This is a genomic window from Donghicola sp. (assembly GCF_025210255.1).
GTDB classification, from domain to species: Bacteria; Pseudomonadota; Alphaproteobacteria; order Rhodobacterales; family Rhodobacteraceae; genus Donghicola; species Donghicola eburneus.
In genome coordinates, this window is sequence record NZ_JAOARZ010000022.1 from 31,252 (window position 1) to 45,681 (window position 14,430).

The 14,430-nt window shown below is 59.1% G+C and carries 13 protein-coding genes; 5 read left to right on the plus strand and 8 right to left on the minus strand.

Annotated elements, in window-relative coordinates:
* The first annotated feature begins 62 nt into the window (after window positions 1-62).
* The gene (locus N4A58_RS07445) at window positions 63-944 is read left to right on the plus strand and encodes an outer membrane protein assembly factor BamD (RefSeq protein WP_072707166.1); all 882 of its coding nucleotides are present in this window, start codon (window positions 63-65) and stop codon (window positions 942-944) included.
* A gap of 33 nt (window positions 945-977) precedes the next feature.
* Window positions 978-2,630: a DNA repair protein RecN gene (recN, locus tag N4A58_RS07450; protein WP_293708641.1), complete on the plus strand. Its 1,653-nt coding sequence runs from the start codon at window positions 978-980 to the stop codon at window positions 2,628-2,630.
* 47 nt (window positions 2,631-2,677) lie between these two features.
* On the opposite strand, the gene N4A58_RS07455 is transcribed toward recN, so the two are convergent.
* Window positions 2,678-4,054 (minus strand): FAD-linked oxidase C-terminal domain-containing protein, encoded by a 1,377-nt coding sequence (locus N4A58_RS07455; RefSeq protein WP_293708643.1) that lies wholly within the window; start codon window positions 4,052-4,054, stop codon window positions 2,678-2,680.
* Between the two features lie 40 nt (window positions 4,055-4,094).
* On the opposite strand from N4A58_RS07455, the gene N4A58_RS07460 reads away from it, so the two are divergent.
* The gene (locus N4A58_RS07460; RefSeq protein ID WP_293709278.1) at window positions 4,095-5,810 is read left to right on the plus strand and encodes a chloride channel protein; all 1,716 of its coding nucleotides are present in this window, start codon (window positions 4,095-4,097) and stop codon (window positions 5,808-5,810) included.
* Between the two features lie 56 nt (window positions 5,811-5,866).
* Here the strand turns inward: N4A58_RS07460 and N4A58_RS07465 are convergent, their stop codons facing one another.
* The 6 genes from N4A58_RS07465 to N4A58_RS07490 form a co-directional block, all read right to left on the minus strand.
* Window positions 5,867-6,211, minus strand: a complete 345-nt coding sequence (locus N4A58_RS07465; protein ID WP_293708645.1) for a DUF427 domain-containing protein — start codon at window positions 6,209-6,211, stop codon at window positions 5,867-5,869.
* A gap of 55 nt (window positions 6,212-6,266) precedes the next feature.
* Window positions 6,267-8,060, minus strand: coding sequence for an aminopeptidase P family protein (locus tag N4A58_RS07470; protein ID WP_293708647.1), 1,794 nt, complete (start codon window positions 8,058-8,060; stop codon window positions 6,267-6,269).
* Window positions 8,057-9,949, minus strand: a complete 1,893-nt coding sequence (gene cobT / locus N4A58_RS07475; protein WP_293708649.1) for a cobaltochelatase subunit CobT — start codon at window positions 9,947-9,949, stop codon at window positions 8,057-8,059. Before cobT ends, N4A58_RS07470 begins: the two co-directional genes overlap by 4 nt.
* A gap of 83 nt (window positions 9,950-10,032) precedes the next feature.
* Window positions 10,033-10,287, minus strand: a complete 255-nt coding sequence (locus tag N4A58_RS07480) for a hypothetical protein (protein ID WP_293708651.1) — start codon at window positions 10,285-10,287, stop codon at window positions 10,033-10,035.
* A 321-nt stretch (window positions 10,288-10,608) separates the two neighbouring features.
* Window positions 10,609-11,592: a cobaltochelatase subunit CobS gene (gene cobS / locus N4A58_RS07485; protein ID WP_072707159.1), complete on the minus strand. Its 984-nt coding sequence runs from the start codon at window positions 11,590-11,592 to the stop codon at window positions 10,609-10,611.
* Window positions 11,593-11,819: 227 nt separating this feature from the next.
* Complete coding sequence (locus tag N4A58_RS07490) at window positions 11,820-12,446, minus strand: DnaJ domain-containing protein (RefSeq protein ID WP_293709280.1); 627 nt, start codon at window positions 12,444-12,446, stop codon at window positions 11,820-11,822.
* Window positions 12,447-12,523: 77 nt separating this feature from the next.
* Between N4A58_RS07490 and N4A58_RS07495 the strand changes: the two genes are divergently transcribed.
* Entirely contained in the window at window positions 12,524-12,802 is a 279-nt protein-coding gene (locus N4A58_RS07495) for a BolA family transcriptional regulator (RefSeq protein ID WP_293708654.1), read from the plus strand.
* Between the two features lie 3 nt (window positions 12,803-12,805).
* Here N4A58_RS07495 and N4A58_RS07500 read toward each other — a convergent pair whose 3' ends face one another.
* Window positions 12,806-13,360, minus strand: a complete 555-nt coding sequence (locus N4A58_RS07500) for a hypothetical protein (protein ID WP_293708656.1) — start codon at window positions 13,358-13,360, stop codon at window positions 12,806-12,808.
* 430 nt (window positions 13,361-13,790) lie between these two features.
* Here N4A58_RS07500 and N4A58_RS07505 point away from each other — a divergent pair, with 430 nt between their 5' ends.
* A complete protein-coding gene (locus N4A58_RS07505) occupies window positions 13,791-14,342 on the plus strand; it encodes a DUF6680 family protein (RefSeq protein WP_293708658.1) in 552 nt (183 codons plus the stop codon).
* The last annotated feature ends 88 nt before the right edge of the window (window positions 14,343-14,430 follow it).

The following is a 14,430-nucleotide window of genomic DNA, read 5'->3' on the forward strand; positions in this document are numbered from 1 at the left end:
GCTAACACGCCGTTGACCAGAGGCATCACTGCCTCGTGGATCCTGAATTATTGTGGGCAGGTATGAGCATGGGCAAAGCGTTTAAGACGATTTTCGGGACAGTATTTATCAGCCTCAGCGTCGCGGGCTGTTCCGATTTTTCCGCGCGGCCCTTTGCCAACAACAACAGTTTCGCCGAAGGGGGCCAATCGGGCGAACCTTTGGAAAACTTTACTGCCGAAGAGATTTATGCCCGCGGTGAATACGAGCTTGCTGACAACGATGCCGATCAGGCCGCGGTCTACTTTGGCGAGATTGAGCGTCTGTATCCCTATTCCGAATGGGCGAAGCGCGCGCTGATCATGCAGGCCTTTGCCTACCATCAGGATCAGGACTACGAAAACAGCCGTGCCGCCGCGCAGCGGTACATTGATTTCTACCCCGCAGACGAAGATGCAGCTTACGCGCAATATCTGCTGGCGCTGTCCTACTACGACCAGATCGACGACGTGGGCCGCGACCAAGGTTTGACGTTCCAAGCGCTGCAAGCCCTGCGTACGGTGATCGAGCGCTATCCCGACAGCGAATACGCAGAAAGCTCGATCCTGCAGTTCGACCTCGCCTTTGACCACTTGGCGGGCAAGGAGATGGAAGTCGGTCGCTACTATCTGAAGCGTCAGCACTATGCCGCTGCGATCAACCGGTTCCGCGTCGTGGTAGCGGATTTTCAGACCACCACCCACACCGCCGAGGCGCTGCACCGCTTAGTAGAAAGCTACCTGTCGTTGGGCCTGACCGACGAAGCGCAGACTGCCGGGGCTATTCTGGGCTATAACTATCAGGGCAGCGAGTGGTACGCAGAAACTTATGAACTGCTGACCAACGCGGGTCTGAAACCCGAGGCCAAGGGTGACAGTTGGCTGGCCAAAATTTACCGCCAGATGATCAAGGGCCAGTGGCTCTGATCACGCATCTAGGCGGGCAACCGGACATTCTACATGCTGCGAACGCTTGATATTCGGGATGTGTTGCTGATCGACAGACTGCAATTGGATTTCCAGCCGGGACTGAATGTCCTGACAGGGGAAACAGGTGCGGGTAAGTCGATCCTCTTGGACAGCTTAGGCTTTGTTCTGGGCTGGCGCGGGCGTGCCGAATTGGTGCGGGCTGGCGCGGACCAAGGCGAAGTGATCGCCGAATTTGACTTGCCCACCGATCATGCCGCGCACCGGATTCTGGCCGAGGCCGGGGTCGAGGCGGATGGCGAATTGATCCTGCGCCGCGTGAACACCGTGGATGGCCGCAAGACTGCATGGATCAATGATCGCCGAGTGTCAGGGCAGGTGCTGCGCGATCTGTCCGAGACTTTGGTTGAACTGCATGGACAGCACGATGATCGCGGCCTGCTGAACCCGCGCGGTCACAGACAGCTGCTGGACGAGTTCGCTGGACATGGGGCCTTGTTGGCGGATCTGCGTGGGTTGTGGCTGGCGCGCAGCCGCGCGACCAAAGCGTTGGCCGAGGCCGAGGAAAAGCTGGCCGCGATGCGGAGCGAAGAAGAATTCTTGCGCCATTCAGTCGCCGAATTGGACCAACTTGACCCGCAACCGGGCGAGGACGCAGAGCTGGACACGAAGCGCCGCCGGATGCAAGCAGCCGAGAAGATCCGCGATGATCTGGCGCGCGCGTTCCAGATCCTTGGGCTCGATGGGGCCGAGGGCGCAATGGGTGACGGCATGCGTTGGCTGGACGGTATCGCTGCAGAAGCGGACGGGCAGTTGGATGAACCGATTGCGGCACTTGGTCGGGCGCTGAACGAGCTTGGCGATGCAACGCAAGGGGTTGAACGTGTTCTCGGGAACCTCGACTTTAACCCGGCGGAACTCGAAGCGATTGAGGAGCGCTTGTTTGCGATCCGCGGTTTGGCGCGGAAACACGGGGTAACACCGGACGATCTGGGGACCTTTGCTGAAGAATTGCGCACGCGCCTTGGCCAACTGGATGCGGGCGAGGGGGACCTGAACCGTTTGCGCGCAGACGTCAAAGCGACTGATGCCGCCTATTCAGACGCTTCGGCGGCGTTGACAGAGTCGCGTGTCGAAGCTGCGGCGCGATTGGATCGTGCCGTGATGGACGAGCTGGCCCCCCTTAAAATGGAGCGGGCGGTCTTTCATACCCAGATTACCGAGGGGGATGTCGGTCCTGAAGGGCGCGACAATGTCTCGTTCACCGTCGCCACCAACCCCGGTGCACCTGCAGGTCCCTTGGCCAAGATTGCATCGGGCGGCGAACTCTCCCGCTTTCTTTTGGCGCTCAAGGTTTGCCTTTCCCAAAACACATCCGGCGTGACAATGATCTTTGACGAGATTGACCGTGGGGTGGGTGGCGCAACGGCAGACGCCGTGGGTCGACGTCTGGCGCGATTGGCGAGCGAAGGTCAGGTGCTTGTGGTCACACACTCGCCGCAGGTCGCCGCCTTGGGGCAGCATCATTGGCAGGTCAGCAAGTCCGTGCAGGATGGCCAAACCCTGAGCCGCGTGGTGCCCTTGGATGCAGGAGAGCGCGTGGACGAGGTTGCGCGCATGATCTCTGGTGACACAATCACCGAAGCTGCACGAGAGGCGGCGCGCGCTCTGATCGAGCAAAAATAAAAGGGCCAAGCGGCCCTTTCTTTTTTCAATCACTCATCGACTTGGGTTTATTCCCCGAACCGCACAACCTTGCCCGGGTTCATGATGTTCAACGGATCCAGCGCGGCCTTGATCTGCGCCATGACATCCCAGCCTTCGCCGTGCTCCATGGGCATGTACGCCAGCTTGCCGTAGCCGACGCCATGCTCGCCGGTGACAGTTCCCCCCATAAACAACGCCCGCTTCACCATACGGTCCGAAAGCTCTTTGGCGCGATCCAGTTCTTCGGGTTTCTCTGGATCGATCATCAGGATCGCGTGGAAGTTGCCATCCCCGACGTGACCGAGAATAGGGCCTTGCAGGCCACTTTGGTCGATGTCCGCGCGCGTAGCTTCGACCGCTTCGGCAAGGCGCGAGATTGGCACACACAGATCTGTGACGACCGCGCGGCATCCGGGGCGGCTGTTCAGGATCGCCCAATACGCGTGGTGGCGTGCGTGCCATAGCGCCTTGCGGTCTTCGGGCGCGGTTGCCCAGTCAAACCCTTTGCCGCCATGCTCGGCCAGAATTCCCCCAAAAACTTCGGCCTGTTCGGCCAAGGCGGCTTCGGAGCCGTGGAATTCGACCAAGAGGTGCGGGGTCAGGGGCAGGTCAGAGCCGGAATAGGCGTTCACAGCCGCAGCCGTGGCAGCGTCGATGAATTCGATCCGCGCCATGGGAAGCCCAAACTGGATGGTCTCAATCACGGTGGCTACAGCGTCAGAAATGTTGTCGAACGCGCAGACAGCGGCGCCGACAGCCTCGGGCTGGCCCTGCAGTTTCAGGGTCAGTTCTGTGATCAGGCCCAAGGTTCCCTCTGCCCCGATCATGAGGGCGGTCAGGTCAAAGCCCGCAGCAGATTTTTTTGCGTGGCTGCCCGTGCGAACGATGCGCCCATCGGGCATGACCACCTCCAGCGCCATAACGTTGTCCCGCATCGTGCCATAGCGAACCGTGGTTGTCCCACTTGCACGAGTTGAGGCCATGCCTCCGATCGTGGCATTGGCGCCTGGATCAACTGGAAAGAACAGACCCGTGGCACGCAATTCCTCGTTTAGTGCTTCGCGTGTGATGCCGGGTTGGACGGTGACGCTCATGTCTTCGGCATGCAGATCGTAAATCTGATTCATATTCCGGAAATCCACGATGACGCCGCCCTGCTTGGCCAGTGCGTGCCCCTCGAGCGAAGTTCCAGCGCCCCAGCCGATTACCGGTAGGCCGTGCCGTCCGCAGATTTTCACGATTTCGCTGACCTCTTCGGTGCTGTCTGGAAACGCGACAGCATCGGCGAGGGTGGTCGGAAAATAGGATTCGCTGCGCCCATGCGCTTCAAGTTCAAACTTGGAGGTCGAGAGACGTTGTCCTAGTAAGGTGCTAAGCTCATGGAGTGCATCGGGTTTTGTCATGCCGGCCTTCTTTCTGGTTGTAGGCAACATACGCATGCTCATGTCTGTGGAAAAGGTAAACGCGCAATGGCGGGCGAACGTGAAAGAGTTTTTTAAAGAATCTCTCAACGATCTACGCGAGGAAATCGGCAGGTCTTATGATCTGGTCCGGACCAAAGGGCCGAGTCAGTTTCAATTCTGGCTGATTGCGCTGGTGGTCGGCGCGGCGTCTGGCTGTGCTGCGGTGGCGTTTCGACTCGGGATCGAGCTGCTGCAAACCACGCTCTACCGGACCGATGACATTAACCATCTTCACACTCACCTTGGGACCGTGAACTGGATTTGGGTCATCCTAATTCCGACAGTGGGCGGTCTGGTGGTGGGACTACTGCTGCAGCGGTTCACGCCGGATGGGCGCGTGCGGTCTGTGGCTGATGTGATTGAGGGCGCAGCGCTGAACGGCGGTCGGGTTGAGGTAAAAGAGGGGTTGGCGTCTGCTCTGGCCTCGCTCATTACGTTGTCGAGTGGCGGGTCGACGGGGCGAGAGGGGCCTGTCGTGCACCTTGCGGGCGTTTTGGCCACACGGATGAGCGGGTGGATCCACGCTGACGCCATCAGTGGCCGGAACCTGCTTGGCTGTGCGGTGGCGGCGGCGGTGTCTGCCAGCTTTAACGCACCAATTGCGGGGGCCCTCTTTGCGCTAGAGGTCGTACTACGCCACTTTGCGATCCACGCTTTTGCGCCCATCGTGGTTGCCAGTGTGGCCGGAACGGTCGTGTCGCGTTTGACCTTTGGGGATGTGAGCGAGTTTGTCCTATCCTCGCGCACCTACTTGCAGTTCTACGCCGAACTGCCAGCGTTCTTTATCCTCGGATTGGTAAGCGGCTTGGTTGCTGTTGTGCTGATGCGCGGGATTTTTTGGGCGGATCAACTCGGTAACCGGCTTGAGGCGGCGCTGAAGTTCCCTGCGTGGTCGCGCCCCATGATTTCCGGCTTCTTGCTGGGGGGGATCGCGCTAATGTTCCCGCATATCATTGGCGTTGGCTACGAGACGACCGCCCGCGCCTTGGCGGGGGACATGCTGCTGTACGAAGCCTTGGTCTTCGTCGTGCTCAAGATCATCGCGGTGTCCATCACCATGGCGGGCCGTATGGGCGGCGGGGTCTTTTCGCCTGCGCTCATGGTGGGCGGTTTGACAGGGCTGGCCTTTGGGCTGGTCGCGACAGGTATCTTTCCTTCGGTGTCAGGCGAGGCGACGCTTTATGCATTGGCAGGCATGGGCGCAGTGGCGGCCGCGGTGCTAGGCGCGCCGATCTCAACGACGCTGATTGTTTTTGAACTGACGGGGGACTGGCACACGGGCCTGGCAGTCATGGTTGCCGTGTCGATGTCTACTGCGCTGTCGAGCCGTATGGTCTCGCAGTCGTTCTTCCTGACGCTGCTTGCGCGGCGGAACCTCCAGCTGGCGGCAGGGCCCCAAGCCTATCTGATGGGAATGTATGGCGTGGCGACGGTAATGCGTCCGCTTGATCATGAACACGCTGCCCCCTTTGACCAGCTCGAGGCGTTGGTGGCTGAGGGGACCGTGCTGCAAACCGGTCAGACCCTGCGCGATGCGATGCCGATCTTTGATCGCACTGGTGCGGCCTTTGTCCCCGTCGTGAAAGCTGCCCGAGGAGAGGAAGCACCCGACATCGTCGGTGCCGTTTTTCAGGTGGATGCTCTACGAACCTTCAACCGTGCTTTGGCAGCCACCGCAGCCGAAGAGCATAGCTAGAAACGACAAAGGGCGCGCCAGTGGCACGCCCCGTACGGACCCTATGGACCGATGGATTACAGCTCTTCGATGGCGAGCTGCGGGCTGGCGTGGAAGGCCAGATACCCTTTGATCTGCTCAAGCCCGCTGGCCGGATCCTCGTAGGACCAAGCGGCGTTCTCGATGGTCGTGCTCTTGGTCACGATGTTGTAGTACTGAGCCTCGCCCTTGAACGGGCAAGTCGTGCGCTGGCTGGATTGGTCGAGAAAGGCTGTCGCGATGTCTTCCCGAGGGAAATAAACCACCGGCGTATAATCGCCTTCTACCAACTCCAAAGTGTTCGAGCTTTCGCCCAACACAGCACCGCCTGCGCGTACAACATAAGTCCCTGCATTTGCATGGATCTTAATGTTCGCTGTCATGCGTAGTCCCCCTGTGTTTTTTATCGCTGTGCCAGTCTTTGGTGACACTCTCGTGTCAGAGCGGCGCAGTCATGCTCTCTAACCACGTTTTGGCTTCTGGCGACAGTCTTGACGCGAGATTCTCCCAACATGTCGCATGGTAAGCATCCAGCCACGCCCGTTCTTCAGTGGTCAAAAGAGCGGTTTCTATCAGCCTGCGATCAATCGGTGTCCATGTGAGTGTTTTGAAGCCATACATGGTTCGATGGTCGTCTCCGCCTTCGGGTGTTTCCACCGGCGTGACCACGATCAGGTTCTCGATCCGGATGCCGTAGGCGCCCTCTTTGTAGTAGCCGGGCTCGTTTGACAGAATCATGCCAGGCTCCAAGGGCAGCATAGAAGCGCGAGAGATGCGCTGCGGGCCTTCATGAACGCTCAGGAAAACGCCGACGCCGTGGCCCGTGCCGTGGTCGTAGTCCAGCCCTGCCTGCCACAAGGCATTACGTGCCAGAACGTCCAGATCGCGCCCCGCAATCCCCTTGGGGAAGCGCGCCATGCTGATTGCGATCATGCCTTTGAGCACGCGGGTAAAGCGGTCTTTGTGCTCTGAGCTCGGAGTGCCGATGGGCATGGTGCGGGTGATGTCGGTGGTGCCGTCGCTGTACTGTGCGCCTGAGTCCACCAGCAGCAGATCGCCGTCCTGAACGGTGCGGTCACTCTCTTCGCTCACGCGGTAATGGACGATTGCGCCGTTCGGCCCACTGCCAGAGATCGTTTCAAAGCTGATCTCGCGCAGTTGGTTCGTCGCGGTGCGGAATCCTTCTAGCGCTTTGACAACGTCGATTTCGGTGAATGCTCCGGGCTTCTGCTGATCCAGCCAGCACAGGAATTCAGCCATCGCCGCACCGTCGCGCAGGTGCGCCTCTTTGGTGGCGGCGATTTCTGCCTCGGTCTTGCAAGCTTTGGGCAGGACGCAGGGATCGTCGCCCCACGCGATGTCGATCTCGAAGCTTTCCAGCACTTGTTGGACCAGGATCGGCACCGAGGTCTTGTCCAACCGCACGGGGCCGCTGAGCTGACCCAGAGCACCCTCGAACGCGTCGAGCGGGGCGATGCTGATGGCGGGATCAGGACCAAGAGCTTCGAACTTTGCAGGGTCCGCGAAGAGGGCCACGCGCGCGTCGTCGAAGACAATAGCAAAGCACTGCACGACCGGGTTGTGCGCGATGTCCGCGCCGCGGATGTTCAGCATCCAGCAGATACTGTCAGGCATGGTAAGGACGCACGCAGCATGACCCGCTTTGCGCAGGGCCTCTGCCACCATTTCCCTTTTCTCGCCGGAAGTCAGACCGGCGATCTCAACAGGGAAGGCTTCGGCAGGCGCTGTCGGTCGGGCAGGGCGATCCTCCCAAATGCGGTCCACCAGATTGCCTACGGGTTTCAGGCCGATCTCTGTGCCAGCCAGTGTGGTTTCAATCGCTTCGATCTCGCGCGGGGTGTGGAGCCATGGATCGTAGCCCACCAAGCCGCCATCCAGATGCTCGACCAGCCAGTCGCCGGCCTTGGTTTCGGGCCAAGGCACCGGCGTATAGCAGTCGGCCACCTGCGATTTCACCTGCACGCGGTAACGCCCGTCGATGAACACGGCTGCCTTCTCTGCCAGGACTAAAGCAAACCCAGCCGAGCCGGTGAACCCAGTCAGCCATGCCAAACGGTCATCACAAGGAGCCACGTATTCGCCCTGATGGGCATCGGCGCGGGGCACCAGAAATCCGGCCAGCCCTTCGGCAGCCATCTGTTCACGCAGTGCGGCCAGCCGCGGCGGGCCCTGTTCGGGCCGCGCGGTCACCGCGAAATCTTGAAAACTCATCCAGCTCTCCGGGTGCTGTTCTTGATCCCCATGACGCGGGCACGCGCACGAGGGTCGGAGTCAAAGAGGCTCGCCAACTGTTCGGTCATCGCGCCGGCCAGCTGTTCCACATCGGTGATCGTGACTGCGCGCTCGTAATAGCGGGTCACGTCGTGGCCGATGCCGATCGCCAGTAGTTCCACCAGCTTGCGCTTCTCAACCATGGCGATCACGTCGCGCAGGTGCTTCTCAAGGAAGTTCGCGGGGTTTACCGACAGAGTGCTGTCATCCACGGGTGCGCCGTCCGAAATCACCATCAGGATCTTGCGCGCCTCGGGGCGGGCCAGCATCCGGCGGTGCGCCCATTCTAGCGCCTCACCATCGATGTTTTCCTTCAGCAGGCCCTCTTTCATCATCAGGCCAAGGTTCGGACGCACGCGGCGCCACGGGGCGTCGGCATGTTTGTAGATGATGTGGCGCAGATCGTTCAGACGACCGGGCTGCTGGGGCCGTCCCTGTTGCAGCCACGTCTCGCGGTTCTGGCCGCCTTTCCACGCGCGGGTGGTAAAGCCCAAAATCTCGACCTTGACGTTGCAGCGTTCCAGCGTGCGGGCCAGAACATCGGCGCAGATGGCCGCGATGCTGATCGGACGACCCCGCATCGAGCCGGAGTTGTCCAAAAGCAACGTTACAACGGTATCGCGGAATTCAGTGTCTTTCTCGACCTTGAAGGACAGGGGAGTCGTGGGGTTCGCAACCACGCGGGCCAGACGACCAGCGTCCAGAATGCCCTCTTCCATATCGAATAGCCAGCTGCGGTTTTGCTGCGCCTGTAGGCGACGCTGCAACTTGTTCGCTAGACGGCTGACAGCCCCCTTCAGCGGCTCGAGCTGCTGGTCCAGATAGGCGCGCAGGCGTTCGAGTTCGGCGGGATCGGCCAGATCTTCGGCGCGGATTTCCTCGTCGAATTTGGTCTCAAAGACTTTGTAGTCGGGATCGGCCTCGGAATGCGGGGCAGGGGGCGGAGGGTCCATGGGCGCGTCGCCCTCTGGCAGCTCGGTCTCTTCGTCCAGCTCCAGCTCGGAGTCTTCCTCCATCGAGACTTGGGCCTGCGCCTGATCCATCTGCTGATCCTGAGACCGCTCAGGTTCAGCTTCGCCCTCGTCGCTTTCGCTTTCCTCGTTGCCGTCGGACTCGGGGCTTTCGTCCTCTTCCTGTTCTTCTTCCTGCGCCTCGTCATCCTCGGATTCGTCGTCCAGATCGTCGGGGTCCTCGCCCAACTGGTCGCCGTAGCCCAGATCGGTGATGAACTGGCGGGCGAACTTGGCAAAGGCCTGCTGGTCGGACAACACGTCGTCGATGCCTGTCAGGGTCTCCGACCCATGGCCCTCGAGGAAGTCGCGCCATAGGTCGAGCGCGTTGTCCGCGCCTGCGGGCAGATCGCGACCCGTGGCCAGATTGCGTACCAGATAGCCAGCAGCGACGGACAACGGGATGTCCTTGGCCTCGGTCACCTGTTCATAGGCGCGGGTCTTGGCTTCGTGAGCGATTTTGGCGTCGATGTTGCCCGCAGTGCCGGGCATATCACGAGCACCCATCGCCTCGCACCGTGCGGTTTCCATCGCCTCGTAGATGCCGCGAGCCATGTCCCCTTGAGGGATGTAGCGCGCGGCGACCGACGCATCGTGGTAGCGGCTGCGCATGGCGAGCGCGTCCGCTGTCCCGCGCGCGATCAGAACCTCGTCACGGGTCATGCGGCGGGAAATTTGGGGCAGGCGCATCGAGTCGCCGGACATTCCTGCCGGATCGACCGAATAGCTCACGGTCAAATCGGGGTTTTCCGACATGACGCGGGTGGCTTCGGCCAAAGCCTTTTTGAACGGATCGGCGGGGTTGTCGGACTTCTTCATGGTGCCAGCTTTCGGAGGACGTCGTTCATCCTCCGCAACCTAGACCCACAAGGGCGGCTTGACCATAGCACCTGCCTAAATCCTTAGGACAAAAGCAGACCTTCGCATTCCTCAATCCGCTTGCCGAGCATATCGGACGCGCGGCGCACACGGCCCGGATCGACAGAGTACTGCACCTCTGTCAGCAGATGCGCGATCTCGGACCAGCCAGTTGCTTTCCATTTCACGGGCATGTTTTCCGGCATTTCTTCGGCTAGTGCATCGGGCAAGAGCGCCTCGACAAGGGATTGAAACCCCTCGACCTGACTTCGCATGGCGGTGCGTTTGCTTCGGTCCATCTCGCGATGATCCAAAGACATGGCTTCATAGCGACCCGCGCAGGTCGCGAACAACTGGACCCGTTGATGGGCCCAAAAAGGAAGGGCGGAGGGTGCTGTCCCTAATACACACAAGAGGGCCGCAGCACCGATCCGGCATAGGGCTCTGTGTTTCATGTAACAAGCGTATGACGCTTGTCCAAAAGGTCAAATAAGCCAATCGTCGGAAAACCTATCCAAATGGGGATACCCTCTGGTTTTCCTGACCTCTATGCTGCAACGCAGCCAAGAAAAAAGGCCGCTCGTTGCTGAGCGGCCCTCTCAAATCGGTATTGATCGGCCTTAGGCCAGTGCAACGCTCGCCGCGCTTTCAGGCAGCTCTTCGTTGAAGAGGCGCTGGTAGAACTCGGCTACGGTCTGGCGTTCCAGCTCGTCGCACTTGTTCAAGAAGGTCAGGCGGAACGCATAGCCCACATTGCGGAAGATTTCTGCGTTCTGGGCCCATGCGATCACGGTACGGGGGCTCATCACGGTGGACAGATCGCCCGACATAAATGCCTTACGGGTCAGGTCGGCAACGGTGACCATCTGCTTGATGGTCTTGCGGCCTGCCTCGGTGTTGTAATGCGGGTTCTTGGATAGAACGATGTTGGTCTCGGCGTCGATCGACAGATAGTTCAGGGTCGCGACAAGCGACCAGCGGTCCATCTGCGCCTGGTTGATCTGCTGGGTGCCGTGATACAGGCCGGTGGTGTCCCCCAGACCCACGGTGTTCGCAGTCGCAAACAGGCGGAAGTAGGGGTGCGGCTTGATGATCTCGTTCTGGTCCAGCAGCGTCAGCTTGCCGTCGGTTTCCAGAACGCGCTGGATCACGAACATCACGTCTGCACGGCCCGCATCGTATTCGTCGAACACGATCGCGACGTTGTTGCGCAGCGCCCAAGGCAGAATGCCCTCGTGGAATTCGGTGACCTGCTTGCCGTCTTTCAGCTTGATCGCGTCCTTACCGATCAGGTCGATACGGCTGATGTGGCTGTCGAGGTTGACGCGCACGGTGGGCCAATTCAGGCGGGCTGCGACCTGTTCAATGTGGGTCGATTTGCCTGTGCCGTGGTAGCCCTGCACCATCACGCGGCGGTTCTTTTCAAAGCCTGCAAGGATCGCCAAAGTGGTGTCGGGATCGAACTTGTAGGTGGGGTCGAGCTCTGGGATGCGGTCGTTTTCCTCGGCAAAGCCGTGGACGATCATGTCCGTATCAATGCCGAAAACATCACGTACGGAAATCTGTTCGGTCGGTTTCACCACAGCTTCTTTGCGGTCGCCCATCGCTGTCACCTTCTTGCTTTCAAACCTTCACTTGCGTGGTGCACCATAATGCGCGGGGCTACAAGGGAAAGAGCAATCTACGAAGTTTCTTAGGCGCAGATTGGTGAAGGGCCGCTCATGTGTTGGGTTGGTGAGCACGGCCGATGTGGCGCCGTGAGTATTTTCGCAAAGCAGAAAGCGCAGTGGAGCAGCGAAAAGGCCGCCCGAAAGAGGCGGCCTGTTCACAATTAGCGGAAGTTCCGGCTGTCCTTGACTTGGTCCCAAGCCCAGACGACCTCTTGCAGCTTTTCTTCGTCCGAGCGGTCACCGCCGTTCATGTCAGGGTGCAGGACCTTGATGAGCGCCTTGTAAGCTTTGCGGATCTCGGCCTTGGTCCAGTGGTCCTTGGCTTCGAGGATCTCGATCGCTTTGCGTTCGGTCGGGGGCAGTTTGCGCGTGTGGCCGTTGGCCGACTTGCCGGGATTGCGGGTCGCGTTCTGGCCCAGAACCTGGTGGGGGTCCTCGATGCCGAGGCGGGCCCAAGCCCGCTGCTCGGGGTCGGACATCGGCTTGGTTTTGCGTTCCCAGACTCGGTCCTTGCTGCGCTGCGCGTTCAGCTCTGCCTCTGTGGTGCCATCAAAGAATGACCATTTCTGGTTATACTCGCGCACGTGGTCTTTACAGAACCACAGGTATTCATCCAGCACATCGGGCGCTCGGGGCGCACGGTACTTTCCGGCCTCTTCGCAGCCGGGGTGTTCGCAGTTGCGGGTAGATGTCTCGGATGCACCGGACATCCCGCGGCGACCGCGCGGGTTTTTCTTCTTGGCAGAAGAGACGGACATATCGAAACCAAAGGGGTCGTCGCGTTTGATCATGGGCATTCCCTTTTCGACTCGGACGAGAGAGTTTAAACCGACTGACGCCGGATTGAAGGGGGTAGACGAAAAAAATGTCTAATACGGATGGGCCTGTTGCGGCCGAGATGCGGTCAAGGTTGGAAGCGGCGTTTAAACCGCAAGTGATTGAAATTGTGGACGATAGCGAAAGCCATCGCGGCCACGGCGGCTATCAGGAAGGTGGGGAGAGCCATTTTATTGTGACTCTGGTGAGTTCGGAGTTTGCGGGGATGGGGCGTGTGGCCCGTCACCGTGCGGTGCATGCAGCGATTGGCAAGGACCTGATGGGTCGCATCCACGCGCTGGCGCTGAACCTGAGCGACGGGCGCTGACGCTTAGTCCTTTTTCTTGGGCGATGCAAAGAGCCGCTGGGCACGAGACAAGAGGACGTCATTCGGGGCGTCCTCTTTGTCCAAGGTCGGCTCGTCGGGCTCGAATTCGCGGATTTTCTGGCCTTCTTGGACGGTCACCTTGGCGTTGCTCAGCTTGGGCGAGACGCGCACATTGGTGATCGTCGTTTTCGCACGCTCGGCCTTCAGAGGCTTCTCTTCCTTGGGCTCGGGCGCAGGCTCGGGATCGGCCTTCATGGTCGCGCCAAGGGGCTGGGGCGTGATGGTTGTGACTTCGGGTTCTGCTGCGATTTCAACGTCTTCGGACGGAATCTCGCGGCGGAAAACCAAGAGGCTCTGGAACACGGTCTTGGTGCCGCGCAGGCCCTCGCGGACCTCCATGGGCAGGGTGTCGGCGCGGTGATACATCCAGCCATCCTGCGCCAGATCGTTCATCAGTTCCTCGACCGCATGGGCGTAACGCGCCTCGTTGGTCTTGAGGCCCGGAGCCTTCTGACCTTTGGTCGGTGCGGGAATCACGCGGAATTCGTACTGGGCCATGGAAACTGTCCTCTTATGAACCGAGGCCGCTGTATATCCGCTCATGCTGCACCCGCCAAGGGTTCGCGAACGGGTTCACACAACTTTGCGGCAGGTTGATGCCGACTCAAGCGCGGTCTGTTCATCCATCGTTACAGGTGTTGTGCAGAGGTGGGGCCTGAGCGCCCGAATTCAAGCCATATGCAGGGTATGGAGCGCGTATGGTTTGCGTATGGCTGACGTACGTACGTTGGCTTAGATGCCTTTACGCTTCAAATAGATCCAAGTTTTTGACTAGCGGGCGGAAGCAAGGCGACGGTAGAATTTGATCACGGCGTATTCAGACCAAACCTTAAATGTCGGTGCAATTGGCTTGCTGGCAATGCCTGAGAAACGATAGCTTTGGTAGGTTCGGATCATTTTTCTCTAAGGCTTCTAAAGGAATTCAAAAATGCTTACAGAATTGGCTATAGTGGCGGCAACTTTACTTGGCCCCGTCTTGGCTGTGCAGGCGCAAAAATTTCTTGAGCGAAGACGTGTAAAAAAAGACCGGCAAACAGAGATTTTCAGAACTTTGATGACAACTCGTGCTTCTGGACTGTCGTCCAGATTCGTGGAGGCATTGAACGCGGTTCCGCTAGAATTCTATGGTAGCGATAAGCAACTAAAAAAGATCAATGACTCATGGAAGCTATATCTAGATCACCACAGCAATGTTCCGACTCAAGAAGGCCATGAAAATGCGATGTGGGGTCAAAAAAGAATCGAGCTCCTTCATGAAATGCTGATACTGATGGCCGAATACCTAGACTATGATTTCAGCAAAGCACAGCTAACAAGCGACATCTACTCACCAATAGGTCATGGAGTTGCTGAAAATCAGCAAGAAATAATACGACAAGGTCTGGCGCGCCTATTTCAAGGCGAGTTTTCTTTACCGATGAAAGTGACCTCATTTCCTGAAACCGCTCAAATGCATTCAACAAGCCAATCTGACGAGTAAGAACATCGCAGTCATCGAGAATTTTGTAGAGCTAGAAGATATATCTTGTCGACCGGTCAGACGGAGTTCGGAATTTATAATTTGAAAT